Source organism: Planktothrix tepida PCC 9214, assembly GCF_900009145.1.
Lineage (GTDB): Bacteria > Cyanobacteriota > Cyanobacteriia > Cyanobacteriales > Microcoleaceae > Planktothrix > Planktothrix tepida.
In genome coordinates this window covers 422,535-449,442 of record NZ_LN889813.1, presented here as the reverse complement: position 1 = coordinate 449,442, position 26,908 = coordinate 422,535, and the positions used below count along the sequence as shown (strand labels likewise).

Below are 26,908 nucleotides of genomic sequence, written 5' to 3'. Positions count from 1 at the left end.
GGAGTTTGTATATTAAGAAGATTTGAGAGAAGGAACACTATCCTTAAAAAGAAACTCCCAGTTCTTTTATCAGTGTCCTCGCTGATTAGAGTTGACCCCTAAAGTATACTATTAATCTTGAGTTTTTAATAACTCTTCAATGAAAACTTGGGTTTCTGGGGGAATATCTGTAATTAAACGCACGGGAAAAGCTTGAGTTGAAATAGATCGATAATATTCAGGTGTTAGAAATACGTTATATTTTTCAGCATCGGGTGTTAGTTGGGCGGCTGTTGCTAAAGCAATTGTTTTAGCATAATTACGGACATCTTTTGAAGCATCACCAATCACTTCACCACCTGAAATTGGAGTAATGGGAATCCAACTTTGATCCGCAATGGTTCTGGGATCTCGAACACTTAAATGGGTCGCACCTAAAACCCCTAATAATAATTTTTCAGTTTTAATTTGAGGAAAAATTGCAATTTGTTCAGGTAAAGCTGGGGTAATTTTATCAGAAGATTGTGTTAAAATTAAAGTAGGAACTTGAACTTTATTTAATCCTGTTTTTCCAAAAATTACAGAAGCCGTTGGAGCAAAGGCGATCGCACGTTTAATCCGAGGATCACTAAATCGATAGCGATCTTTCGGCAGTTCTGCTGCTAAACATTGAGTGGCTTTTCCTAAACTAAAAGTAATAAAGCTTTGATTACAATTTTTTCGGAGTTCATCAATTTGGAATTCTCCTCCCGCTAAAGCTAAAGCCGTTGCTCCTCCAAAAGAATAGCCAAAAACTAAAGTATTATTGGTATTAAATTTACCTTTAAAACGGGGATCATTAGTATTCAATTTTTCTAATTCATCCAACGTAAAAATCAAATCTTGGGGACGTTCTATAATTTCTGTAGGAGATAAAAACAAATTTTTATCAACATAAGTCGCATTACTTCCGGGATGTTCAGGAACAATAACGGTGTAGCCATAGGAAGCTAAATGTTCCATTAAATAGCGTAATTCTTGATAATCAGAACCCCGACCGTGAGAATAAAGAATTAAGGGTTTATCGGGTGTGGCTGCGGAAGATGAATAAATATAAACGGGTATATTACGATTTCGTTGTTTATCCTGCAATTCTATTCGGGTAATTTCAACTTTTCCCGGCCCTGCTTGAGTTGGATCAAAAGGAATTTGCGGAGGTTTAACTTCTCCAGTTGGAAATTTAGGTAAGACTTCTAAAAGTAATCTTTGGGTTTGCCAAAATCCTTGATTTAAGCGTTTTAAAACCTCAAATGCTTTAGGAACATTAATCTCAATAGTAGAGAGGGGATAGTTTTCTAAAAAATTAATAACGGATAATCCTTGGGGAGATTTAGCAGAAGACAGAATGGCTTCTTTAATGGCTGTTCCCCCTTGGGATTGATCTGAAGAAATAATGGTATCAATATCCGTTAAAATTCGGGTTCCCACTTGACTATTAACAATTTCATCAACCGTTTCATCTTGAATTTTAATTTTAATATTTAACGCTGCTAAGGCTTGTTGCTTTTGTTCGGGGGTAAGGAAACTAAAATAACCCAACAATCCTAACGGAACTTTTCCGGTTTCTGCAAATTCTTTTAAGTCTTTGACCGAAACCGTAGTATAAATAAATCCTTGTCTGATTACAACAGATTCTGCTGCACGACTCGAAAGCGGGAATAGGAAAAAACTGCTAACAATTGTCGGCGTTAAAAGACTTAAGGAAAGGAACAATTTTTTCCACGGGTGTTTAGAAAAAACAGAAAAAGCAGATACCGGAATTTCACGCATGATCAAAAGTCTGGGTTCAACAATCCAAAAAGTTTAACATCGAATTAGCTCATTGCTATCGGGGGGCGATGGTGTTCCCAAGGTTGTACCGCCTCCAATTGGGCAGCTAAGGCGATTAAAGTGGCTTCCGTTGCGGGTTTTCCTACTAATTGCACCCCAAGGGGTAAACCTGCTGACGTGAAACCTGTGGGAATGGCGATCGCCGGTTGACCACTAACATTAAATGCTGGACAAGGGGCAATCCATTCAATAATACGCTGTAACGTTTCTTCAGGAGAAAGTTGAGCATATTCTCCCACAGAAATTGCTGGGTGCATATAGGTGGGTAAAACAATAACATCAAAGGGACTTAAGGAGGCAACAATTTCACGTCCGGCTACCTGCATTTTAGACACCGCTTGCAAATATTGTCCAGCCGTTATTTGAGTTGACCTTAACCATTGATTTACCGAACCTAAATACTCTGACGGAATTCCAGAGGCTGCGACTCCCGATTTCCAAACTAAAGTAAACGGTTCAATAATTGAACTAAAATCCGGGTTAATGAGTTCTATTTGATGACCCAATTTTTCGAGAAGTTTAACAGTATTTTGAACCGCTTGTTCACAGTCTGGAGACGCTTGACCAACGGGTAAAATAGAAGTTGCTACGGCAATTTTTAAAGACTTGGGATGTTGTTGTGTTGCTGCCAAAAACGAAGGATTGGGATCAGGCAACCAATAGGGATCTCCTAAAATATAGCCTGACATTACATCTAATAAAGCCGCTGCATCGGCAACGGTACGAGCCAGTGGGCCATCGGTGGAAATCCCACTTTGAAAGTCTCCGACGGGAGCATGGGACACTCGCCCTCGCGTGGGTTTAATTCCGACTAAACCACAACAAAAGGCAGGGCCACGAATGGAACCTCCGCCATCTGACCCATGAGCAACGGGGGATAATCCCGCCGCCACCGCAGCAGCAGCCCCCCCACTGGAACCTCCGGGGGTATACTCTAAATTCCAAGGGTTACGGGCGGGAGGAAAGCCATCGGGTTCGGTGTAGGGTAATGATCCGACTTCAGAAGTTGCGGTTTTTCCTAATATATTAAATCCGGCTTGGCGAATACGACTGACAACTCCATCATCATAAGTGGCTATTTTATCGAGTAACGCCCGTGAACCATAAGTACAGGCAACTCCCGCAACGGGGTTTAAATCTTTAATCGAAATGGGAACGCCAAAAAATGGCGGTAATTCATTAATATCGGCAATTTGGGCGAGGTGTTCTGTTTGGGTTTTGGCGAGTTCTATAGCGGTTTCTGCCATAACTGTAAAATAACAACCCAACTGCGGATTTAACCGTTGAATTCGATCTAAATAAAAATTAACTAATTCTAAAGGAGATAAAACTTTTGTGCGAATTAATCGCGCTTGTTCTAAAGCAGGGGTAAAGGCTAAATCCACTGAATTCATGTTAAGGAGGGAACAGGGAACAGGGAACAGGGAACAGGGAATAAATAGTAATTAGTCAACAGCTAATAGTCAACAGTAATCGGTCAACTGTCAACCGTCAACAGCCAACTTGTTGTAAGGATGCCCAAAGGGGTAGACTAAGAGTATTCTATTTCCAGATTTCAGCCCGTAAAAATTGCTGAATGATTAAAAGTTAAGAGCTTTGTCGTAAGACAGGTAGGGTAGGGCATACCCAAACCTCGGTTGAAATACCGAAAACGCTTGGAGAGTGAACCATTAAAAGGGCACTAGATAACACCTGATATTCTAGTAGACTCGGTTCAGACATAATCGTGTAAGACCTAAGTAGGGGCAACTCCAAAGGGCGGTGATTAGCTCAAGAATCTCCCGTTACATCCCCTCTTGATTAACGGTGAGAGTGTCAATGAAAGGTCACGGGATGTCAGCACCCCGGACTGAAGTAAAGGGGCTATGGGCGGAGCGCAGGCTTCGCGAAGTAATGCCTCACCTTCACTCCTCCCCGGAAGGGGAAATGTAAAGCCTAACTAGAAGTTAGGGGTTTCTACCCATTTTTCCGATGACACAATCAGAGCGTCCACCTGTTCCTCGTCCGCCAGTGCCAGGGATTCCGCCACGTCCACCTGCACCGAAAGCACCTCCCCCACCTGGGGCTGGAGTAGCAGGTGCTACTGTTGCGACACCGACTCAAATGACGACAACAACCCCAACGGTAATGGCAACACCGAGAAGCAAAGGCCCTAGTCCCGGACAACCCACGTTACGCGATATTGTCAAGCGGGCTAACGATGAGGGGGCTTCGGACGTTCACTTAGGCGTGAATGAACCTCCGCGCTTTCGCAAACGGGGGGATATTGTCCCGTTAGAGTGGCCAAATACCGACTTGAATACCTTTATGAGTTGGTTGATGGAGGTGTTAACCGATGAGGAAATTCATCAATTTCAAGAAAATCTTGACTTTGACGGTGCGGCAGATTTGGGCTTTGTGCGAATTCGGATTAGTATCTTTGATGCCCTCAATGGCCCTTCACTGGTATTACGGTTAATTGGTTCCTCGATTTTGACTTTAGAACAGTTAAAGTTACCAGAGGTATTTAAAAAAATCTGTAACTATCACAAAGGGTTAATTCTGGTAACGGGGCCAACGGGTTTAGGTAAGTCTACGACCCTGGCGGCGATGATTGATTACATGAACCGTAACTATGCCTACAATATTATTACCATTGAAGACCCGGTAGAATTTGTTCACGAAAGTAAAAAATCCCTGATTAAACACCGAGAAGTCGGACGTCATACGTTGAAGTTTTTTAATGCGCTTAAAGGTGCATTGCGTCAAGACCCGGATGTCTTATTGGTGGGGGAAATTCGGGATAAGGACACGATGCAAATTGCCTTAAAAGCGGCACAAACGGGTCACTTAGTATCTGGAACGTTACACACCAATAGTGCGGTAAAAACCTTGACTCGGATTTTGGATATGTTTACCGCCGAGGAACAACCTTCAATTAAAGTCTCGATTTCCGAATCTTTGGTGGCGATTATTGCTCAATTATTGTGTAAAACCACTGATGGGAAACGGGCAGCTTTTCATGATGTTTTGATTAATACTGATGTGATCAAGGAATACATCGTTAAAGACAAGTTTGAAGAAATTAACCAAATCATGCTCAAAGATACCTATGAAGGCATGACGACCATGAACAAATCTCTTTACAATCTCTATCAGGAAGGACGAATTACTGAAGAAATTTGTTTAGAGGTCTCCCCCTTCCCCAACGAGATGAGTCAAATGTTACGAGGACGAGTCTAACTCTAACAAAAATGTAAAATTTCAGCCCTACTCTTGCTTTCATCGCCTAAAGTGAAAGTATCGGTGAATCGTGATCCCATTTCTCGATCTCTCCATTCTTTTGAATGGCTGGGAATCACGATTTACCCGTTTAAGGCTTTAAATTTTAATATTAGGTATGGAATGAGGCTTTGAATTTAGTTCAACCATCTACGGTGACTCATTTATTTAAAGCGATCGCTTTATTTACTCCGGGGGGAGATTTAGTTTATTGTATTGACCCCAATAAACAGCGTCGCTGGCATTCTCATCTTTGCACGTCTTTGCAAGAACTTTTAGGTTTACCAGAACCCCCTCATTTTTTGATTCCTTGCTATACCGCAACTTATGATCGTTGGGTTGACCCCCAAACTCAACAAATCCAACTTTCGGCGGAAGCTTATCCTCCGGTTTTGCAATACCAAACTTTATTAAATACGATTTTTGATACGGAGGATGTAGTTTGGCAACCCGCAACGGGTTCAGAAGAGTTTTGTAATCCTTTAATTATTGCCACTTATTATGAGCAATTTCCTCAACTTTGGGAAAATCATGATCTGATTGTTCAGGTGAAAAAAAATGATGTGACTCATGATTCTACAACAACTGAAAATTTATCAGAATACCCCTCTCCCAGTTTTAAACTGAATTTATCTCCTGAAGCCGAATTTCCTGAAACCCAAGGATATGTTTTACGGTTATTTGTGTCCGGTCATAGTTTGGTAACGGAAAAAACCCTCCAAACTCTCCATCAATTGTTAGAACGTTCTATTGGTCATCCTTATACATTGAAAGTGATTGATGTTTTAAAACATCCTGACTTAGCAGAAGCGGATCAAATTTCTGCCACTCCGACTTTAGTTAAAGTTTGGCCAAAGCCTGTCCGCCGTATCGTGGGAGAGTTAAATAATGTCGATACGATTTTGCGATTATTAGGGAGTCCGGCTGATACTTTACCCTGGGAAAAATAGTGATTTTTTGAGTAAAATTCCCGCTTATCTTAAGCTTTTTACTTTCCGGGAATAAACTGAGTTGAGCGTTGTCTTTCAGCGACTTCATAAATGGATTGATTAGCTTTAACGGACTTTTCTAAATTAACAATAGGCTGAGGATAATCAACACCTAAAATCACTCCAAAGCGTTTTTGTTCAACGGGGATTAAAGACCAAGGTTCATGGACTTTTGAGGGTGGTAAATTGCTTAATTCGGGTAGCCAATGTTTAACATAATCTCCGTTTAGATCATAATCTTTAGATTGTTTTAAAATATTAAAATAGCGGAATCCTCGTGCATCGTTTCCAACTCCGGCGGTATAATTCCAGTTTCCCCAATTACTACAAACATCATAATCAATTAACAGCGATTCAAACCATTCCGCTCCCATTTTCCAATGGATTCCTAAATTTTTAGTCAAGAAACTAGCAACATTTTGCCGTCCTCGGTTTGACATAAATCCAGTTAAAGCTAATTCTCGCATATTAGCATCAATTAAAGGAAACCCGGTCATTCCCGTTTTCCAGGATTCAAACTGTTGTAAATCTTCTTTCCAAGGAACAGAAAGCCCTCGTAACCCTTCAGAATAAAAAATTTTATTACCATGTTTTAAGGCAATTAATCTAAAATAATCTCGCCATAATAATTCAAAAATTAACCAGTAAGTTGAGTCGTTTTTAATTCTTTGTACCTCGTATTTTTTAACACTATTATAAATAAATCGAGGCGATAAACACCCTAATGCTAACCAAGCAGAAAATTTAGAAGAATAATTTGCGCCTAACATTCCATTGCGCGTTTCTTTATAGTTTTTAAGGCAATCCTGTTGCCAAATATAATCGTTTAACCGTTTTAATCCGGTGGTTTCTCCCCCTTTAAACGTTAAAACTGCACGAAAATCAACAACAGGGGGTTCTAAACCTAAATCTTGAAGGGTGGGTAATATTCCTAATTCTAGTTTGGGTAACGGTGGTAATTTCTGAGGAGAAGGAAAAGGAGGATTAACTATACAGTGATTCTCTACTTTTTTTCTAAATTGAGTAAATACTTCAGGAATTTCAGCAATAGAAAAAGGTAAATCTGGGATTGAATAAAGAGTTGCACCCCAATAGGATTGGAGATCAACCCCTAAAGAATTTAATGCCGTTTTTAATCGCTGTTCTACTCTCAATTCTTCCGATGTAGCTTCTTGATAATAATAAACAGCATCAATCTTTAAGGTTTTGACTAATTCAGGAATAAGGGTTTCTGGCTTCCCTGTACGAATGATTAAATCGCTTCCTAACTGTTGTAAGGATTGACGTAAATCTTCTACACTTTCTAATAAAAATTGAGCGCGAAATGCTCCGGTTTTGGGGAATCCATAGGAAGTTTGACCAAATTGTCGGGGGTCAAAACAATAGGCGGGAATAATCTCTGCGTTTAAGTTTAATGCGGCGGATAAAGGTTCATGATCATGAACCCGTAAATCATTGCGATACCAAATTAAAACTTGTTTGTGAGCCACGATGATTTAATGTCTAAACGGTTCAGGTTGTTTACAGAACCCGTAGAGGTATCGACACCAACGGATTCACCTTAACCCATTTTAACCGAAGCTTCCATCGGTTTAACAATCAACCATCGTCCCGTTTTGGGGTCACGGTAGCTGCTATAGGGGTTAGAACGAAGAGGTTTAGGACGTTGCATAATCGTTCTCCAAGTCCGTAAGGGTTAAAAGAATCAGGATCATTAAGTTGATGATTCAATTATTCCGTATTTTTCCAGTGATATCAGGGACGCACATCTCTAAAATTGTGTGATAATAACGTTCATTCTGAGTGACAATAAACATAGAAGTGTGTGAGAGATATCGAGGGTATCCCGTGATCTTGATCATCGGGTTCTCGTTCTTCAACAAGTTTATTGTATTCACGTCTTATGAAAACTACAAAAGATTTTATTGTTATTGATACGGAAGGACAACCGATTTTAAGAGAATTAGCCATTGTCAATCATCAAGGTGAATTAATTTATGAAGCTTTTGCAGAAAATCATCCTCACAGTCCGAGAATTTCCCATCGGACTAAACCGTTAAAGCAGATTTTAAAAGAATTTGTTGAAATCGCTCAATCTCAATTAATTATCTGTCATTATGCTCAACATGATATTGAAGTATTGAGAAATACATTTAAAGCCGTAGGAATTTCAGCACCTCAATTAGATTTTCAGTGTAGTTTTGAACTAGCGCAACGCTATTTACCGCAACTGAATAGTCATTCGTTAGAAGCTTTAAGTAAGCATTTAAGGTTAAAATTAGATGGTCAATTTTTTATTCGAGATGCGGCTCATCGGGCGAAATATGATGCGTTATTTACCTATCAACTTTATAAACATATTGTCAATGAATATTTGAAAACTGAATTAAAAACTCAACCGAATCCCTTTGGAAGCAGTCGGGTGGATACACCGTTTCAGGATCATCCCGATTTTAGGGGTATTTTTGCGGAAGAATGCGATCGCTTAAAAGCAATTTTGGGCGATATTAAATTAGACCCTAATCATCAAACAAAGGGGGCGGTTGTCATTGGGGAACCTGGTTCGGGAAAAACTCATCTGATGATGCGATTAGCCAAGGATTTATTAACCAAAAACCGTTTATTATTTATTCGTCAACCCAATAACCCCGATACGGTTTTATTTCATACCTATAGCCGAATTTTAGAATCTTTGATCCAAATTGTTCCCAATAGTATTCACACTCAGCTTGAATATTTATTGGCGAATAGTTTTGCTGAAATCATTAAATCTACAGACACTTACTTTACCGCTAGAACTCAGAAAGATGAGAAAATTTTACAACTGATTCAAGGCGGAAATTTAAAACTCTTTACCGATTTATCCCAAGCGGAAACAAAAACAAAACGGGAGTTTTGGCAACATATTGAAAAACGAGCCTTAGAATGGTGGAATAATAACTTTTCCGCCGCAGGTTACGCCCCTAAATTTTTACAGGGAATTGTGAAATTTTGTGGGTATACTGACTTTAATCGCCGTCAAATTATTACCCAATGGTTGGCGATGAATAATTTACCTCAAGAGGAATTAGATCGGGTAGGTTTACCATCTTGGGAAGATGAATTGAGTCGGGAGGAAGCTTCTTTAGAGGCGTTAAAGGTGTTAGGGTGTTTATCGTTATTAGATCAACCGTTAATGATTGTTTTTGATCAGTTAGAGGGGTTAGGATTAAAGAACAATGAACGGTTATTACAGGCTTTTGGATCAGCCGTTAAAGAGATTTTTACCCATGTTCCCAATAGTTTAATTATTTTAAACTTATTTCCTGATCGCTGGCAACAATTTAAAGCGGTTTTTGATGGCTCAATTATTGATCGGGTGTCTCAGTCCCAAGTGTTCCTAAATCGTCCTTCTAATCAAGAGCTAAAACAGTTATTAAATTTAAAAATACAATTTTTAGATATTACCGTTGATGATTTATTTGAACCTGATGAAGTTACCGCCATTTTAAATCATCTTTCGATTCGGACAGTCTTAAATGTGGCGGCGGATTATTATCGCTATAAAGTTGATGGAATTCCTCTCCCTAAACATCAACTTATTCCCCTTTCTACCCCGGATGAAACAGAGGTTGAGCGACGATTACAACAGTTAGAAGCGGAACTGGAAACAATCAAACAAGCAATGGGTCAAATGAGTGAGTTTATTACTCGGAATTATCCCGAAAAATCAGAAATTTTTAATTCTGAGTTATTTGGATTTACCCCTTTCTTGGAATCTCCGGTTCAGCGACAATTGAGAAATTACTTCAAAGAACAACGCATTTGCTTAGAGGGGACATTATCTAAACCTAAAATTATTACTGATAGTGATGATTTAGGAAAATTGATGACGCTTTTAGAAGGGTTAATGTTAGTGATTTCTCCCTTGAGTGTAGATGTCTTAAAGTTGGGGAAACGGGTGATTCCTGAACATTTAGTGATTCAGACCCAAACTCATAGTTTTGTTGTCGGATTTTTGCATTTAGGGGGATCTCCCTTTTTCCATCGGTTGAAAAACTGGAATGAGTTACTGGGTTTTAAACCCAATTTTAAATTTATTCTATGTCGAGATGAAACCGATTATCCCATTAGCGGTCAAAAAAGCTTATTAGAATTAGAACGACTTCAACACTCTCGCACCGGAAAATTGATGATTTGGCATCAAGAGGAGCGAATTCTATTTGAACTATTTTATCAAATGATTGTGGATATCCAAAACCATGATTTAGACGTTAAACTAGAGGATGCAATTGAATTTATTTTATCAGAATATAAAGATTATTGGTTATTTCAAAATATTAAACAGGAATCAAATTAAAAACTATCCTGAATTATCGGGGATATCAATGGAAAATTTGACTAACTCTATTCTCAATAAAACCTGTAGATTTATGTACCAATTTACTCAATTCATCGGTAGAATTACTGTAATTTCAGCCTTGATAATGGCGATGGATTCCCTTGTATTTGCTCAAACCCAATCTTCCTCTAGTACAGATTTAACGCCTTTACAACAACAGTTAAAATCAGGGAATTGGAAAGCTTCTGATATAGAAACTCGTCGCTTAATTCAACAGTGGATTTTTCCGAAAGGGGATGTTTATGCTAAACCTGAAGTGAATCAAAGTTGTTCGTAGAAAGAATTTGTTATATAAAAAAAGTGGGTTGTATGTTAGTACACATCACCCACTTAAAAATTAGTTTTGAATCCTGGGGTAATTCCCTTGATTTAATATTCAGGAACAGAAGAATCAATTTCTCGACTCCAAGCCAGAATTCCGCCTTTAACGTTAGTGCCTTCAATGCCTGCTTCTTTGAGAATTCCTAACGCTTTTCCAGACCGCATTCCTGATTTACAATGGGCAATTAAACGATGACCATTTAACTTTTCTTTGACTTGTTCAATGCCTTTTCCTTGTTCAATATCGGGTAAAGGAATTAACACCGAACCGGGAATTTGAGCAATTTCATACTCATGGGGATTACGGACATCAATTAATACGAAATCCTTCGCACCACTATCGATTAATTGCTTAAGTTCCTGAACCGTCATTTCAGGAATATCCATTTTTTGTTTTGCCTCCTGTTCTTTTGCTTGGGGAATTCCGCAGAATTGTTCGTAATCAATTAATTTTTCAATAATGGGACGTTCAGGATTGGGACGTAATTTTAACTCCCGAAACGTCATATCTAAGGAGTTATATAATAACAAGCGTCCGCTTAAGGTTCGACCTTTTCCTAAAATGATTTTGACGGTTTCTGTGGCTTGAATCACGCCAATCATTCCGGGTAAAATTCCTAAAACGCCACCTTCTGCACAGGAGGGAACCATCCCCGGTGGTGGGGGTTCGGGGTATAAATCGCGGTAGTTGGGGCCACCTTCATAGTTAAATACCGTCGCCTGACCTTCAAACCGGAAAATTGACCCGTAGACGTTGGGTTTGTCCAGTAACACACAGGCGTCATTGACTAGATAGCGGGTTGGGAAATTGTCGGTTCCATCTACAATCACATCATAGGGTCGCAGCAGGTCAAGGGCATTTTCTGAACTCAGGCGGGTGTTGTAGAGGTCAACTTGACAACTGGGGTTAATCTCCAAAATCCGGTTTTTCGCTGATTCAATTTTGGGTTTTCCCACCCAGGACGTCCCATGAATAATTTGGCGTTGCAGGTTGGAATGGTCAACCACATCAAAATCCACAATTCCGATGCGTCCAATTCCCGCCGCCGCCAAATACAGGAGTAATGGCGAACCGAGTCCCCCGGTTCCAATGCACAGCACACTCGCCGCCTTCAAGCGTTTCTGACCTTCCAGACCAACTTCTGGCAAAATCAGATGGCGGGAGTAACGTTCGTAGTCGTCTTTCGTTAACTGGATTTCATCCAGATTTGGATTTAGCATAGCAATTTCGACAAAAAATATAACCGTCCCTGTTACGGGTTTGGGTCGTCAAAACTATATATTGTATGTCCTAGGAGGGAAAATGGGTTAATGTCTTATCAATTCTTCAACTTGAAACTGTTGATATTCATCTAAACTCCAGTTTTGCAGGTCGGTTGCTTTTCCTTTTTCGACGGAAATAATAATATAAGAATAGTCTGACCACGCACAAACTCGATCAAATTCTGAGGGAATGGCTGGATGATCGGGATGGGAATGATAGATTCCTATAATAACAAGATTGCGATCGCGTCCTTGTTTTTGGGCTTGAATCATTTGTTGAGGAGAAATTGTAAACCGACGTTCAGAGGTGACAGGTTGATCAGTCGTTTCTACCTCCTCAAAAGCTTGGGCGGTTTCCGAATTCCAAGCATTTTCGGCGGGAATAATCTCCACTACAATTTTATCATGATTTTCATTAATTTTTCCCATTAATAATCCGCAGCATTCCACGGGATAGGTTTGTTCTGCATAAGTTAAAATTTGTTGAATTTGTTCTGAGGATAGGGTTAAGGTTGACATAAATTAAGATTTAGCTTGTGCTGGTAGAAGTCGTTAATTTAGGGATAAAGTTGATTAAAATAGCGATCATTAAAAAGGCGATGATTCCCAAACCCGAACTGACGAATAAATTAACTGTTCCGGGTTGTTTTACGATAAAATCATATCCACTCATGGCTAAAGAAAAGGATCCAAAATAAACTCCGATTCCTAACCCTGCTTTATGAGGGGGGACTAAGGAAAAGGCAATGGGAATAATACCATTAGCAACTAAACTATAACTCGCAATGAGGAATAATAGGAATAGGAATAGGATAGAATGGGAGAAGAATGAAAGGGGAATTAATAAAATAGATGTGGCGATTAATCCGATTAATGTTGCTTTTGTATTTCCAATTTTAACGGCTATCAATCCAGCCGGAATAGATGCAAAGGCTAGAAGAATTAATCCAATAAACATCATCCATTTGACATTTTCTCCTGAAATTTGAATAATATTAGGGATAAATTCTCCCAATATTAGCCGTGTCCCCAAAGCCACAAAAAATCCTAAGATTACAATAAAAACTAAGTTTTTAAAATATACCTTTTGTTGAGATTTTTCAGTAATAGTAAGAACACTTAAATCAGGATTAAAATATCTTAAAATACCGACTGAACCTAATAAAACTAAAGAGCCAATTGTAAATGTAATTCCTGAACCAAAACTCAGAATAAATTCACTAGAAATGGGACGAATAGCCCCCACAATACCCCCAATAAAAATTAAAATACTCATAGCTTGAGGGAGTTTTGTTTCTATGGCGTATTGACCTAATAAAGCTGTAACCGGACTTCTAAATAGAGCCATCGCAACAGCCCATAAAATTAATAAAATTGGCAATATCCCATGTAAAGAATTAAGAGATTGACCGAAAATAAAAAATGTAGGAATAGCAATAAATAAACCTGAAGCTAAAATCACCCCTAAACTAATGAAAGGAAACCGGGTTCCCATCCATTGTCGTTGACGATCTGAGAAATTTCCGGCTAACGGTTCAATGATAACTCCTAACGCATTTTCAATGACTAAAATGGTTGTGAATAAACCCGGAAATCCAAAGGTAGTTAAAAGTTGGGGGACATATAATCGATAGAGTAACCAAGTTAAGGTAATTGCGCCTTGAACTAAGGATAATCCGATTAACTGAAACCAAAGAATAGAGGGTTGAGAATTTGATTTTGACATCTCAATTAATTTTTTATACGATTATTAACTAATTCTATGCCGAAATCAATTGCAGCTTTCATACTAGACGCATCTGCAATTCCTTTTCCCGCAATATCAAAGGCTGTACCGTGATCAGGAGAAGTTCGGATAAAAGGTAAACCAATTGTTGTATTAACCGCCCGATCAAATGCCATTAATTTAACAGGAATTAGCCCTTGATCATGATATAATGCTAAATAACCATCATGGGCATTTTTTCCTAAATTAAACCAAGCTTGACCCGGTTTAACCCACATGGTATCCGGGGGAATTGGGCCGTCTAATTGAATATAAGGATAGCGATCGCGTTGTTGATTTAACCAAGGAATTAACCACTGTTTTTCTTCTGTTCCTAACTGTCCCTCTTCTCCACTATGGGGGTTTAATCCAGCCACAGCAATGCGGGGATTTTCTAATCCAAATTCATGACGTAAACAATCCACAAGTAACTCTAATTTTAAACTCATTAATTCTGGGGTTAAAGTTGAGGAAACTTGAGAGAGAGGAATATGAGTTGTGGCTAACAATGTTCTTAATGTCCAGCCTGTATAGGGAGAGCGGGCGACAAATAACATTCCAAAGCGTTTAACTTTGGCTTTTTCGGCTAAAAATTCCGTTTGTCCGGGGTAATTATAACCCGCTAAATTCCATAAATTTTTAGCAATTGGCCCTGTTATAATTCCATCAAATTCGCCTTGTAATGTTCGAGTAATGGCTGTATCTAAATATTGAAAACTAATCGCCCCACTGGTGAGGTTTCCTACTCCCATTTGTAAGGGAGGTAAAGTCGGATCAGGCTCTAAATTTATCACGGTAAACTGATGGGGGTTTGAGGAATAAAATCCTTGATTTTGTAACTGTTTGTAGGTTTGTTGCAAAATGCGATCGCTTCCAATAACCGTTAGATCACAGTGTTGATGTAACGTCGGATCAGCTAAAGCTTTTAATACCACTTCTGGCCCAATTCCTGATGGATCACCTAATGTTATGGCTAAACGAGGTAATTGTTTAGATTGAGACATAATTTCAGTAGTAAGCCCTTCAGGGCTTTTTCTTGATCGTTTTAAATATTGTAGCCCTAAAGGGCTTACTACGGGGAAAGAATCAGTTAAAATCAAACTGGATAAAACCGTTAGTTTATATTAAACCGCAACCTATGACTATTCCCTCAACGCTGAATGTGGCGATTGGCTTATTTTTTATTTATCTACTTTTGAGTTTATTTACCTCAGAAATCCAAGAATTTTTAGCCAGTTATATCTTTGATTGGAGAGCGGAAAATTTATATCGTTCTATTCAAGTTGTTTTAGGAAATACCGCTACAGAATTACTCTATCAACACCCTTTAATTAAATCCTGGAAAGATTATAAACAACGAGTGAATCAACGCTCATTAGGCCCGTCTTATATTCCGAGTTCAACCTTTGCTTTAACCTTAATAAGTGTTATTTTAGAACAGTCTGGGGTGCAACCAAAGCTCGATAGTTTTACGATTGAAGATTTTATTAAAGCCATTGATTCTGAAGCGATTCAACATCTTTTTGATCCTGATCAAATTAAATTGTTCAAAATCTTAGCGGTTAAAGCGAGTCATGAAGCCAGAGATCCCGCAGAAATTGAACCCTTAGAAAAAGCCATTAGTGATTGGTTTGAACAATCAATGGTTCGAGCATCAGGGGTCTATAAACGGAAAGTTAAATTGATTACTCTTTTGATTGGGTTAATTGCAGCAATTGGATTAAATGCAGATACCTTAAATATTGCTAATCGTTTATTTCAAGAACCTATATTACAAGAAAATCTCAGCCAAACGATTAATATTGTTTTGAATCAAGATGCTAATTTTCCCCTTAAAGATTGTTTAAAATCTCAACCCGATGCTCCAAAATCTTGCCAAGATTTAACCGAAAATTTTCTCTATTCCTATTTATTTGACTTTTCCTCTTTACCTTTAGGATGGGATACCTCGAACGTAAATCAACAGTTTAATTCAGGAGAAAACTTATTCACTTTTAATGTCATTAAAGCGATGATAGGATGGGGATTAACCGCGATCGCAATTTCAATGGGATCGTCCTTTTGGTTCGATCTCCTCAACAAATTAATTAATGTTCGCAATACCGGATCAAAACCCTCACAGACAGAGTAACTATTCTCAATTCCCTACGATAACCGATGTCGATATTGGAGTTCGGAAAAAGTTACAGTAAATTGGGTTCCATTTTCCTGGTCAAGGGTAATCGTTCCTTCGAGTTGGTCAGTGAGTGTACAAACCAATTCCATTCCCAAGGATTCGACATTTCTAAAGTCTACTCCTTCAGGAAAACCAATCCCATTATCTCGAACGGTAACAATAATTTTATCCTCTTCATTTTGATGGAGTCCCAGATAAACAACTCCTGATCGACCATTGGGAAAAGCGTGTTTTAAGGTATTAGAAACCAGTTCATTCACAATTAAACCACAGGGTTGTGCGGTTTCAATATTTAAACCAACAGGTTCAATATCCAGTTCAAACTGAACTCGACCATCTTGAATATTATAGGATTCAAATAAATTATCTATTAAATCTTCTAAATAATCTCCAAAGCTAATTTTTTCTAAATTCGTTGAACGATAGAGTTTTTCATGAATTAAAGCCATTGAATAAATGCGATTTCGACTATCTTCTAAAACCTTAATCAATTCAGGCTGCTGAACATAATCCGATTGAAATTCTAAAAGATTAGAAACTACCAACAAGTTATTTTTCACCCGGTGGTGAATTTCTTTAAGTAAAACTTCTTTTTCGCGTAACGATGTCACAAGAGTATCTTCAGCTTTTTTCCGTTCTGTAATATCTCGATACATCCATAAATGACCTTGAGACGCTCCTTGAATCATAATCGGAACATAATCTCGTTCAAGGGTGCGTCCATCAACTAAAGAAAGTTCTTCATTAACAACGACTCTTTTTCTTCGCATTACCTCTTGATTTCGGATAATAAATTGTGCAGGATCACTAAAAATATTTTGATATTCAAAGGCGAAGGTAGAGCCATCCATTCCGATGAGTTGATCGGGAGATGTGTGGATATTAAATAAATTACAAAAGGCTTTATTTGTTAAGACAATTTTGTAAAATTCATCCTTGACTAAAACCCCTAACTGTAAATTTTCAATTAAGGTACTTAATCGGGAGGTTGTCGCCCATAATTGTTCTTCAATTCTTTTGCGTTCTGTAATATCAATCCCGATAAAAATTGCAGCTTGATCTTGATTATATTTTTGGGCTACTAATAAATAATAGCGAGTCGCATCTTGAATTCGAGTTTCTAAAGTAACCTCACTGGTTTTAAGATAAGGTTCACACATGAATTGTTCCATAAACTGGGCAAATTCATGACTTCCCTTAAGAAATCCAATTTCTTGACCTACAAAGTCTTCCGGTTGTAACTGATAGGTATTGGCTAAATGTCGGTTAACGCCTAAATAATGTAAATCAGAACTAATCCAAGACACAAACCCTGGAACTGCATCTAATACTGCTTGTAATTGTTCATTGGTGGTTTTGAGGCCTTCTTCGGCTTTTTTACGATCGCTAATATCAATCCAATAGCCAACAATTTCTAAAGCATTTCCTTCCCCATCTCGAATTAATTTAGCTTGATCATACATCCAATGGTAAGTGCCATCCTGATGTTTAAAGCGATATTCATAAGTTGCATATTCTTGCTGAAATAAGGTAGATATTTCTTGATTTTTCAGTTTCTCAATATCTTCTGGATGAATATGGTTTAACCAAAAGCTGGGTTGAGTAAATTCCGAGACATTGTATCCTAAAAGGGTTTTAATATTATCACTAATAAAGGTAGCTTCATAGTCTCCATTCGCTTTGGCACTATAAATAATTCCGGGGCTAGAAGATAATAAATATTGTAATCGTTCTTGACTGACTAATAAAGCTTGTTGCGCCAGAGAACGTTCTTTTAATTCTGTTTGTAATTGTTCATATAATTCCGATTGTTGAATCGCAATGGCAAGTTGACTGGTAATTTGTTGCAGAAGGGAAATTTCCCATTCTTCCCATTGTCGAGGTTGACTGCATTGATGGGCAATTAATAAACCCCATAGAGTTTCATTTTCAATAATGGGAACGGCAACTTTAGCTTGAACTTGAAATTGCTCTAAAAATTCAACTAAACACGGTAAAATCTGATTTTCTTTAATATTAGCAATGGAGGCAATTTTCCCGTTAATATAACTTGGATGACATTCTGAGGGAAAGATTTCTTCAGAAAAAGTTTGTTCTAAAAGGGAACTCCACTCTGGATTAACATCTTCCGCAATTACACTTCCTGTACTGTCGGGATAAATTCGATATACTAAAACTCGATCCGCTTTCAGAAACTGTTTAACTTCCGTTACCATTGTTGATAAAATAGATTTAAGATCTAAAGATTCTCGAATCCGTTGAGTAATGGTGGCAATTAATCGTTCTCGGATGACTTGTTGACCTAAACGTTCCTCGGCTAATTTACTTTCAGTAATATCATTCTGAATTTCTAAATAATGGGTAAGATTTCCCGCCTCATCATAAATGGGAGAAATATTCAATTCATTCCAAAATAAAGAGCCATCTTTACGGTAATTTTTCAAAACAACATTACAATTTTTTTTCTGTTCTAACGCTTTTTTAATTTGCTTTAACTCCGATTGGCGACGATCCTTACCTTGGAGAAAACGGCTATTTTTACCAATCGCTTCTTGAGCCGAATATCCCGTCACTTTTTCAAAAGCTGGGTTAACAAAAACAATCGGATAATCCTGTTGTCGAGCATCCGCAATCACAATGCCATTACTACTATAGGCGATCGCTCGTTCACTGAGTCGTAATTTTTCTTCCACCCGTTTTCGTTCTGTAATATCCGTTGCGGCGCCTAGGATGTGTTTCGGTTTTCCATCGGAGGTTCGAGCAAAAATGGTATCTCGGCTGACTAACCAATGCCAATTTCCCTGAATATCTTTCATCCGGTATTCAAACTCAAAAATCTCATCTTTAGTCGCCGTTGCCAATTTTTGATGATAGATTTCTAGTTGAGCATAATCCTCGGAATGAACTAGATCCGAGAGTACAGTTGAACCCATTTCTAAAATTTCTTCTCGCGTATATCCTAAGACTTTAGTAATTTCATGATTGACATAAATAGTGTGCTTTTCAAGCAAATCATAAATATATAAAATATTAGGACTAGCATCCGTAATCCGTTGAATAAACCGTTGACTTTCTTGCAATTCTAATTCGGCTTTTTTGCGATCAGTAATATCTAAAGCTGCTCCGGTAATTCCAATAATATTTCCTTCTAAATCTAAGAGCGGATCAATGGTTAAATCATAGCATTGAATATCTTGATTATGAAGATTCGTAATTACCTCTTCTCTCAACCCCACTTTTGTATTTAAAACTTGTTGTTTAAGTTGGATCAGCTTAACGGCATTTTCTGGAGGAAAAATATCACTATCTAATCGACCAATCACGGCTTCGGGTACATATCCACCCGCCGGATTATAAATCCAAGTGTAGCGTAACTCTAAATCTTGATTAAATACAACAATGGGGGAATTTTTGAGCGTTATTTTAAATCGTTCTTCACTAAACCGTAACGCTTCTTCCGTTTGTTTACGATCCGTGATATCACGGGATATGGCAACAATTTCTTGAATGTTTCCTGTTTGATCTCGTACCTTTTTTTGAGTGGTTTCAAACCACACATACTCTTGATCTTTCCGCAAAATTCGATAAACGATAGTATTAATATCGGCTGTTTCAATAGAACTTTGATGAGGGCGATTGATTTTGGCTAAATCTTCAGGATGGAATAATTCATAAGCTGAACGTCCGACTAACTCTTCTGGTTCATAACCCAACAAAGAACGAGAGGCGGGGGACGCATAAAGATAAACACCTTGGGGGGTATGGCGACTAATTAAATCCGTTGAATGATCAGCCATTAAACGATAGAGTTGTTCACTCTGGCGAATCACTTCTTCAGCTTGTTTTCGTTCAATTGCCGTTGCTAGAATATTGGCTACACTTTGCAAGAAATTAACATCATCTTCACTAAACAGTTGTAGTTTTTTCCCATAAATTTCTACCTGTCCCAAATGATGATAATTTTGCCCCATAATCGGAATACAGATGCCTTTATTTAAAAGTGTAAAGTTGTCATGATTTAGATCCTTTTCCTCTAAATCAAGCTGGGATTGGGAGAAATTAAATTTTAGATCGTCCTGAACATTGGGGATGTGATGAATCATCGGGGGTTTGAAAACCAGGGGTTCATGACTGAGAAGGGTATAATGTTGAGTGGGCTCGTCCCAAACCGCTAAGGTGAGAAATACTCCTTCTAAATTGTATTCTAAAATTTTGCAATATTCAACGTTTAAATCTTGGGCAATTTGAACTACAATTTCATTAATCAGGGACACTAAATTCATTTCTGAAAGAGCTTTTTGACCTAATTCAGCAATGATCGCTTGTTGATAAGCTTTATCTTCTAATTGTGATTCTATTTCCTGTAATTCTACAACTTGGCGATGTAATTTTTCATTCATGAAACTGAGTTCTGTGGTGCGGTCAGCGACTCGATCTTCTAACTCTTCATTGAGGGTTTTTAACTCGGCTTCGGCTTGTTTTCGAGCGCTAATATCTGTAATCGTTCCTACATAACCAATGATTTCACCTTGATCATTTAATTCTTCCACGACTTGACCAAAAACCCACGTTATTTGACCATCTTGACGCTGAAGCCGATATTCACAACAAAACTGAATTTTTTGTAAAGATGTCTCTCGGATTTGACCCGAATCTGTCCGTAGTCGCTGCCATTCTTCCTTCACATGGGCTTGATCTTCTGGGTGAATGGCCTGCGTCCAACCCTGTCCTAATGCTTCTTTCGGGGTCAGTCCAGCAATTTCACACCAACGTTGATTAACATACAAACAATTCCCATCAATATCGCAGTGAAAAATTCCCACCGGAGATACTTCTGCTAAGGTGGCATAGCGTTTTTCACTCTTGCGTAACGCGGCTTCAGTGCGTTTGTTTTCGCTAACATCTCGTGCCACCGCATAATATTGGGTTTCATCAAAGGGCATCGCTGTCCAGGATAACCACCGATAAGAACCATTTTTACATTGATATCGATTCTCAAAATTATGGCTGGGAATTCCTAATGATAAATTCTCTAATTGTAATAGGGTATTTGCCCAATCATCAGGATGAATTAAACCTAAAAACGATTGTCCTAAAAGTTCAGTTTCTGTATATCCTAATAAACTCAACATTCGAGGATTAACTCGTTGAAAAAATCCTTGGGTTGTGCCAATACAAAAAATGTCTAAGGAAAGATTAAAAAAGCGATTTAATTCTTCTTCAGCTTGTTGTCGTTCGACGCAAGACGCAATAATATTAGCAATCGCTTGTAAAAAATTAATTTCATCTGAAGTAAACCGACGTTCTTCCTCAGTATGAATTCCTAAGACCCCAAAGGGCTTTTCTTTCCCCGAAATGAGAACGGTAACGCCACTGACAATATTATGATTATAAAAAAAGGCACAACCACTAAAGCGACTTTCGACTCGTAAATCCTCAACAATAATCGGTTCTTTTAATAATAAGGTATAACCGGGTTGGGACTTGCGACCCTGACCAACGGTGATTCGCCCCACAGAACCCGAACGCCATCCTAATCCTGCGGTTAACAAAAAGGTACTGTCGTTAGCGAGTAATTCCCAAATTTGAACATATTTAATCCCTAAAGTCTGTCCAACGAGGATCACAACCTTTTGTAATAAAGTATCTAAGTTGGTTTGACAAAGAGCATATTGACCTAATTCTGCAATTACCTGTTGTTGTCGGGCGCGACGTTTAAGTTCTCCTTGGGATGTTTGCCGGACAGTGACATTCTGTACCAGTGATAAAAGAGAGACAACTTGTCCAGATTCGTTTTTGAAAGCAGAGTTATACCATTCACAGTACACCAAAGTACCGTCTTTGGTATAGTTTCGATTACAACAGATATTCCGACTTTCCTCACCGTTGAGTAAGTGGGACGCGATCGCAGTGACCTGTTCTAAATCTTCTGGATGTACAAATTCCCACTGATTCCAATGGCGATGTAGGATTTCTTCAGCCTTCCAACCAAAGATTTTTTCAGCTTGGGGCGACCAGCGTTTGAGGCGAAATTGTTCATCCCATTCAATCACGGCTAAAGGAGAATTTTCGACATGAAAAGTTAACTGTTGGTGGGCTTTTTGTAATTCGGCTTCTGTTTGTTTTTGAGTTTCTGGGAGGTGTTGAAGTTCTCGCAGCCGTTGTTGTACCCGTTGTTCAACGATCTGCTCTTGTTCGTCGAGGAGTTGTTGTTTTTCGACTTCTAAATCTTGAACTTTTTGTTCTAAAAATGTGACAATTTCATTCAATTCTGCCGGGTCAAATAAACGCAATAAATTGCTCTGGGTAATGATTCCTAATAATTCTCCTTGATTTCCTATCACCACTAAGCGACGCACCCGATGTTTTTGCATTTGCTGATTTGCCCGCCATAAATTATCATGTTGATGAATCGTCAACACGGGTTGATTCATCATTTCAAGGGCGGTTAAACCGGAAATATCTTGGTTTTGGCTTTGAAACCGCAGCAAATCCCGTTCTGTAATTAAACCGACTGGAATTGTGCTCGGACTGCTGTTGAGGGGAAACTGAGGAGGACGCTCTTCAACAACAACCAGACAACTAATCTGATGTTGAGCTAAAAGTTTGGCTATGTCTAACACCGGGGTGGAGGGAAAAACCTGAATCACTGGAGTTGTCATCACTTCAGCAACGGAACGCAACCGCAACACATTAATCGGTTGCAACATTTGGCGTAGGGTTTCTCCGGTAATCACCCCTTGCAATTGTCCTTGGTCATCAACAACCGGTAGATGGCGAATTTGATGTTCCCGCAATAGGGAAATAGTATGATAAATATCTCGATAGTCTGCTTGTTTTAAAATTATAACTTCCGTTGTCATCACCTCTTGCATCTTGATCCCGGCCAAGGATTGGCTAGAACTGATCAAGTGGATGACATCCCGTTCAGTAAATATCCCGACTAACTGATTCTCTTGTTGCACCACAACATAACTGGCCGGATAGTAGGGGTTCTCATTCATCTGTCTGAGTACCTCTAACACAGGCATTTCAGGACTGACACTCAGAGGATCTCTATCCAAAAGTTGATTCAGCGTTGGGATGTAAGACGGTAAACTATTAAGTTCCATTTCAGAGCCATGAGGGGGAGAGGGACGGGGTAAGGGGGATGGGGGGACTAGGGGACTAGGGGACGGGGAGATGGGGAGGGGGGAAGTTAGGGGTCAGGCGTCAGTCATTAGGGGTAAATAAAGAGTCACGAGGGTTTGGTTGGGGGTGGGAGTTTCTATGAGCAGTTGACCTTCGTGGAGTTCGATGAGTTTTTGGACGATGGCTAATCCTAAGCCAGAGCCTTGTTGTTCATAGAGTTTGCGTTCAAACTGCATATGGGCGCCAATTTGAGCAATTTGTTGAGGATTCATTTCTCGTCCAGTATTTTTAACCGATAAAACAAATTGACGGTCTTTAACACATCCATTAATTTCAATTGGTTCTCCTGGATTGGAAAACTTTAGAGCATTATCAACTAATTCTTCCACCAGTTTTTTCAACCTCATCTCTGCCATGGCGATGGGAACATCTTGCAAATTCAGAGATAAATCTGCCATCCGTTGTGCTTCTTGAACCTGAGTCATGACTTGTTCAGTAATCGCGTCTTTGGAAGATGCTGTTTTATACTGACGTAAGGCAGCAATGCGTTTGGGTTCGGTAGCAATCAGTTCTAATTCAGCATAGAGGAGAAAATTCATGATCAACCGATATAAGCGTTGACCGGATAAAGAAATCTGCTCGACCATTTCCCGAATTTCCTGGGCATCCATAAAGTCTAATTCATGGAGTAGCAATTCCGTTGAAGCGAGAATTCCATTCAGAGGGGTTCTTAATTCATGGGGAAGAGAATGGGTAATATTGCTGCGAAGTTCCTGTAATTGTTGTTGAGATGCTTTTTGAACAACCGCTTGTTTTTCGAGTCGAGTCGAAATTGCTTTTAACAATTCAGAGGGGGTAAAAGGTTTAGTTAAATAATCATCAGCCCCTAATTCCATCCCTTTCCTTAAATCCAATTTATCAGCTTTTGCGGTTAGGAAAATAAACGGAATCATCATGGTTTCGGGTTCTTTCCGCAATGCTTCTATTACCCCATAGCCATCGAGTTCGGGCATCATCACATCACATAAGATTAAATCGGGATGAGTGCTTTGGGCAATTGATAAACCGATTTTTCCATTCTCGGCGGATAAAGTTTCAAACTCTTCAATTTCTAAAAGTTCTACGATATTTTCTCGAATGGATTCTTCATTTTCAATTACTAATATTTTGGTCATTTGAATGTCCTCAATGATTCTAATTCATGTTAGGGATTCGGTTGAGAAACTTTTAATTTTCGTCCGCTTTTAACTAAGGCTTGAAACTCTTCTAAATTGAGAGGACGACTGAATAAATATCCCTGAATTTCATTACAATTAAACTCATTCAAGAGGTCTAACTCTTCTTGGGTTTCAACTCCTTCAGCAATTACTTTTAGATTTAAAAGATGCGCCATCGAAATTAAAGATTGGGTAATAGCCGCATTGATTTTATTATTATGGAGATTCCGAACGAAGCATTGATCGATTTTCAGCACATCAAACGGAAATTTTTGCAGATAGTTGAGAGAAGAATATCCTGTCCCAAAATCATCAATGGCTATTTTTAAACCCAGGGCTTTTAAGGCTTGCAATTGTTGGATGGATAATTCCGCATCTCGAATCAACAAACTTTCGGTTAATTCTAATTCTAAATAATCCGGTTCGCAGCCGGTGGTGAGTAAAACTTGCACTAATTTTTGGCGCAAGTTAGCAGTTCGGAATTGACGACCCGATAAGTTAACGGCTACCCGTAAACAACCTAACCCTTGAGAGCGCCATGCTTTACTATCTTTACAAGCTTGATATAAAACCCATTCTCCAATCGGTTCAATTAAACCCGTTTCTTCCGCAATCGGAATAAATTTCATCGGGGAAATCATTCCTTGTTGGGGATGTTTCCAGCGCAGTAACGCTTCTGCCCCGACAATGTTTCCTGTTTTTAAACTGACTTGCGGTTGATAGTAAAGTTGAAACTCTTCCCTTTCTAAAGCATAGCGCAGGGCGACTTCTAAATCAATCCGTTCTGAGAGTTCATGATCACAGGTGGGGGTATAAAAAGTATAGTGATTTCCTCCTTGTTGCTTGACTTCATTCATGGCTTGTTTTGCCGCCCGCAGAAGTTGTTGAATCTCCCGACCGTCTTGGGGATAGAGTGCAATTCCAATGCTAATGGTGATCAAGACTTCCCGGTTCATTAAAACAAAGGGTTTAGAAATGATTTGTTGTAATCCTTCTAAGGTGGTTTTCAGCTGTTTTTTATCTAAAATTGGGGATAGTAAAATTGCAAATTGATCGGCATTGATATGGGTAATAATATTTTCAGCAGATAAATTTTTTCTGAGCCGTTCTCCTACCTCTTTTAAGAGTAAATCTCCGCTTTCATAGTCAAAAAGATCATTAATTCGGCTAAATCGATCTACCCCTAAACAGAGAACGGGAATCATGCCTTGGTAATTCCAATTTTCATCTATCCCCGATAAGGATGCTAATTGATGCAGCATTTGTTGAAAATATTCCAACAAAGATAAACGGTTGGGTAAGCTTGTGGTGCTATTTTGATAAATTAATTGATTGAGTTTAGCTTCAGCTACTTTTAATTCGCTACTATAACGATCTTTTAAGATCGTGTGTTTTTCTAAACGAATCACAATCGCTTTGAGTAATTCTGTGGCGGTACAGGGTTTAGTCAAATAATCATCAGCCCCAAGCTGCATTCCTTTCCGCAGGTCTCCTAAATCAGCTTTTGCTGTTAAGAAAATGAAGGGAATGGTCGCTGTCAGGGAGTTTTCTTGTAACTTGAGGAGAACCCCATAACCGTCGAGTTCTGGCATCATCACATCACACAAAATTAAATCCGGTTGATGTTGACTAGCCAGTTGCACCCCAATTTTACCGTCCTCGGCATTGAAAACTTCAAAGTCTTCAGATTCGAGAAGTTCTACAATATTATCTCGAATTAAATCTTCATCTTCAATCACAAGAATTTTAGTCATAGTTGTTTCTCTGTAATACATTGAGTTTGCGAATGAATTTAATATTTTCTGGGGTTAATAGCGTTTGTAAGTCTGAAATCTGATTGAGAATACTCACTTCCCGCGCACACTCTTCTTGGAGGATTTTTAAGTAACGTTGTTGTTTTAAAGCTAAATGAGGTACTTCATTGGCGTTGGTTGATAATAAGTTTAACATTTGAACCGCTAAACTAATATTAGACATCGGGTTACTCAGTTCTTCTGATAGCCGCAGTAACAGTTCTTCCTGGGTTTTGCTGAGTTGCTCAAGTTCAGCAACTTTCTGTTTAAGTTGATTTGCACGTTCTCGTTCCTCCGCATATTGAAATAAATACTGTTGTTGTTTTTTTAATCGGGCGCGAATGGTACTCAAGAGTTCTATCGGTGTAAAGGGTTTTGTGATGTAGTCATCCGCCCCTAATTCCATTCCTAACCGCAAATCCCTGCGTTCAGCTTTAGCGGTCATAAAAATAAACGGAATATTGGCAAGAAGGGGTTGTTTTTGCATCTCGGTGAGAACAGTATACCCATCAATATCTGGCATTATAATATCACAGAGAATTAAGTTGGGTTGATACTCTGAAGCTAACTTAATCCCTAATTGACCTTGAGCCGCATCTAAAACTTGGAATTCTTCGGATAAAAGTAACTCCATTATATTTTCTCGAATGGTATCTTCATCTTCAATAATCAAAACTTTATTCATAAAATTTATTCATTTCCCTCCAGCGATAATTTGATGGTAAATTGTGTTTTTGCTCCGAGGATGGTTTCGATCAAAATA

Annotated in this window: 16 protein-coding genes; 5 read left to right on the top strand and 11 right to left on the bottom strand. The window is 38.7% G+C overall.

Annotated elements, in window-relative coordinates; genetic code table 11:
* Positions 1 to 111: 111 nt before the first annotated feature.
* Positions 112 to 1,788 carry an alpha/beta hydrolase gene (locus PL9214_RS24570; RefSeq protein WP_072721786.1) on the bottom strand — a complete coding sequence of 559 codons (1,677 nt, stop codon included), beginning with the start codon at positions 1,786 to 1,788 and terminating at the stop codon, positions 112 to 114.
* Positions 1,789 to 1,832: 44 nt separating this feature from the next.
* The gene (locus PL9214_RS24565; RefSeq protein ID WP_072721784.1) at positions 1,833 to 3,242 is read right to left on the bottom strand and encodes an amidase; all 1,410 of its coding nucleotides are present in this window, start codon (positions 3,240 to 3,242) and stop codon (positions 1,833 to 1,835) included.
* Positions 3,243 to 3,819: 577 nt separating this feature from the next.
* Between PL9214_RS24565 and PL9214_RS24560 the strand changes: the two genes are divergently transcribed.
* Positions 3,820 to 5,070, top strand: coding sequence for a type IV pilus twitching motility protein PilT (locus PL9214_RS24560; protein ID WP_072721782.1), 1,251 nt, complete (start codon positions 3,820 to 3,822; stop codon positions 5,068 to 5,070).
* A gap of 170 nt (positions 5,071 to 5,240) precedes the next feature.
* Positions 5,241 to 6,059: a circadian clock KaiB family protein gene (locus PL9214_RS24555; RefSeq protein WP_083580171.1), complete on the top strand. Its 819-nt coding sequence runs from the start codon at positions 5,241 to 5,243 to the stop codon at positions 6,057 to 6,059.
* A gap of 38 nt (positions 6,060 to 6,097) precedes the next feature.
* Here the strand turns inward: PL9214_RS24555 and PL9214_RS24550 are convergent, their stop codons facing one another.
* Entirely contained in the window at positions 6,098 to 7,588 is a 1,491-nt protein-coding gene (locus tag PL9214_RS24550; RefSeq protein WP_139295149.1) for a DASH family cryptochrome, read from the bottom strand.
* A gap of 413 nt (positions 7,589 to 8,001) precedes the next feature.
* Here PL9214_RS24550 and PL9214_RS24545 point away from each other — a divergent pair, with 413 nt between their 5' ends.
* Together PL9214_RS24545 and PL9214_RS30830 are read left to right on the top strand one after the other, a co-directional pair.
* A complete protein-coding gene (locus PL9214_RS24545; protein ID WP_072721779.1) occupies positions 8,002 to 10,437 on the top strand; it encodes an exonuclease domain-containing protein in 2,436 nt (811 codons plus the stop codon).
* Positions 10,438 to 10,510: 73 nt separating this feature from the next.
* Positions 10,511 to 10,756: a hypothetical protein gene (locus tag PL9214_RS30830; protein WP_186440451.1), complete on the top strand. Its 246-nt coding sequence runs from the start codon at positions 10,511 to 10,513 to the stop codon at positions 10,754 to 10,756.
* Between the two features lie 92 nt (positions 10,757 to 10,848).
* On the opposite strand, the gene moeB is transcribed toward PL9214_RS30830, so the two are convergent.
* The 4 genes from moeB to pdxA all read right to left on the bottom strand — a co-directional run bounded on the left by moeB (position 10,849) and on the right by pdxA (position 14,832).
* Positions 10,849 to 12,021, bottom strand: coding sequence for a molybdopterin-synthase adenylyltransferase MoeB (gene moeB / locus PL9214_RS24535; RefSeq protein ID WP_072721776.1), 1,173 nt, complete (start codon positions 12,019 to 12,021; stop codon positions 10,849 to 10,851).
* An 87-nt stretch (positions 12,022 to 12,108) separates the two neighbouring features.
* Positions 12,109 to 12,582: a M67 family metallopeptidase gene (locus tag PL9214_RS24530; protein ID WP_072721774.1), complete on the bottom strand. Its 474-nt coding sequence runs from the start codon at positions 12,580 to 12,582 to the stop codon at positions 12,109 to 12,111.
* A 10-nt stretch (positions 12,583 to 12,592) separates the two neighbouring features.
* A complete protein-coding gene (locus tag PL9214_RS24525; RefSeq protein ID WP_072721773.1) occupies positions 12,593 to 13,789 on the bottom strand; it encodes an MFS transporter in 1,197 nt (398 codons plus the stop codon).
* A 5-nt stretch (positions 13,790 to 13,794) separates the two neighbouring features.
* On the bottom strand, positions 13,795 to 14,832 hold the full coding sequence (gene pdxA, locus PL9214_RS24520; protein WP_072721771.1) for a 4-hydroxythreonine-4-phosphate dehydrogenase PdxA: 1,038 nt from the start codon (positions 14,830 to 14,832) through the stop codon (positions 13,795 to 13,797).
* 134 nt (positions 14,833 to 14,966) lie between these two features.
* Here pdxA and PL9214_RS24515 point away from each other — a divergent pair, with 134 nt between their 5' ends.
* Positions 14,967 to 15,959 (top strand): hypothetical protein, encoded by a 993-nt coding sequence (locus PL9214_RS24515; RefSeq protein WP_072722326.1) that lies wholly within the window; start codon positions 14,967 to 14,969, stop codon positions 15,957 to 15,959.
* Between the two features lie 14 nt (positions 15,960 to 15,973).
* Here the strand turns inward: PL9214_RS24515 and PL9214_RS24510 are convergent, their stop codons facing one another.
* From PL9214_RS24510 to PL9214_RS24495, 4 genes are all read right to left on the bottom strand, one after another.
* On the bottom strand, positions 15,974 to 23,116 hold the full coding sequence (locus PL9214_RS24510; RefSeq protein WP_072721769.1) for a PAS domain S-box protein: 7,143 nt from the start codon (positions 23,114 to 23,116) through the stop codon (positions 15,974 to 15,976).
* 93 nt (positions 23,117 to 23,209) lie between these two features.
* Complete coding sequence (locus PL9214_RS24505) at positions 23,210 to 24,310, bottom strand: hybrid sensor histidine kinase/response regulator (RefSeq protein ID WP_072721767.1); 1,101 nt, start codon at positions 24,308 to 24,310, stop codon at positions 23,210 to 23,212.
* Positions 24,311 to 24,339: 29 nt separating this feature from the next.
* Complete coding sequence (locus PL9214_RS24500) at positions 24,340 to 26,106, bottom strand: EAL domain-containing response regulator (RefSeq protein WP_072721765.1); 1,767 nt, start codon at positions 26,104 to 26,106, stop codon at positions 24,340 to 24,342.
* Entirely contained in the window at positions 26,099 to 26,830 is a 732-nt protein-coding gene (locus PL9214_RS24495) for a response regulator transcription factor (RefSeq protein WP_072721761.1), read from the bottom strand. The genes PL9214_RS24500 and PL9214_RS24495 overlap by 8 nt, the downstream gene beginning before the upstream one ends.
* Positions 26,831 to 26,908 lie beyond the last annotated feature (78 nt).

What these genes read in the sequence shown, in the direction of transcription:
- PL9214_RS24570 (WP_072721786.1), bottom strand. Translation starts at nt 1,788, where the DNA reads ATGCGTGAAATTCCGGTATCTGCTTTTTCTGTTTTTTCTAAACACCCG.
- PL9214_RS24565 (WP_072721784.1), bottom strand. Translation starts at nt 3,242, where the DNA reads ATGAATTCAGTGGATTTAGCCTTTACCCCTGCTTTAGAACAAGCGCGA.
- PL9214_RS24560 (WP_072721782.1), top strand. Translation starts at nt 3,820, where the DNA reads ATGACACAATCAGAGCGTCCACCTGTTCCTCGTCCGCCAGTGCCAGGG.
- PL9214_RS24545 (WP_072721779.1), top strand. Translation starts at nt 8,002, where the DNA reads ATGAAAACTACAAAAGATTTTATTGTTATTGATACGGAAGGACAACCG.
- PL9214_RS30830 (WP_186440451.1), top strand. Translation starts at nt 10,511, where the DNA reads ATGTACCAATTTACTCAATTCATCGGTAGAATTACTGTAATTTCAGCC.
- moeB (WP_072721776.1), bottom strand. Translation starts at nt 12,021, where the DNA reads ATGCTAAATCCAAATCTGGATGAAATCCAGTTAACGAAAGACGACTAC.
- PL9214_RS24530 (WP_072721774.1), bottom strand. Translation starts at nt 12,582, where the DNA reads ATGTCAACCTTAACCCTATCCTCAGAACAAATTCAACAAATTTTAACT.
- PL9214_RS24525 (WP_072721773.1), bottom strand. Translation starts at nt 13,789, where the DNA reads ATGTCAAAATCAAATTCTCAACCCTCTATTCTTTGGTTTCAGTTAATC.
- pdxA (WP_072721771.1), bottom strand. Translation starts at nt 14,832, where the DNA reads ATGTCTCAATCTAAACAATTACCTCGTTTAGCCATAACATTAGGTGAT.
- PL9214_RS24515 (WP_072722326.1), top strand. Translation starts at nt 14,967, where the DNA reads ATGACTATTCCCTCAACGCTGAATGTGGCGATTGGCTTATTTTTTATT.
- PL9214_RS24510 (WP_072721769.1), bottom strand. Translation starts at nt 23,116, where the DNA reads ATGGAACTTAATAGTTTACCGTCTTACATCCCAACGCTGAATCAACTT.
- PL9214_RS24505 (WP_072721767.1), bottom strand. Translation starts at nt 24,310, where the DNA reads ATGACCAAAATATTAGTAATTGAAAATGAAGAATCCATTCGAGAAAAT.
- PL9214_RS24500 (WP_072721765.1), bottom strand. Translation starts at nt 26,106, where the DNA reads ATGACTAAAATTCTTGTGATTGAAGATGAAGATTTAATTCGAGATAAT.
- PL9214_RS24495 (WP_072721761.1), bottom strand. Translation starts at nt 26,830, where the DNA reads ATGAATAAAGTTTTGATTATTGAAGATGAAGATACCATTCGAGAAAAT.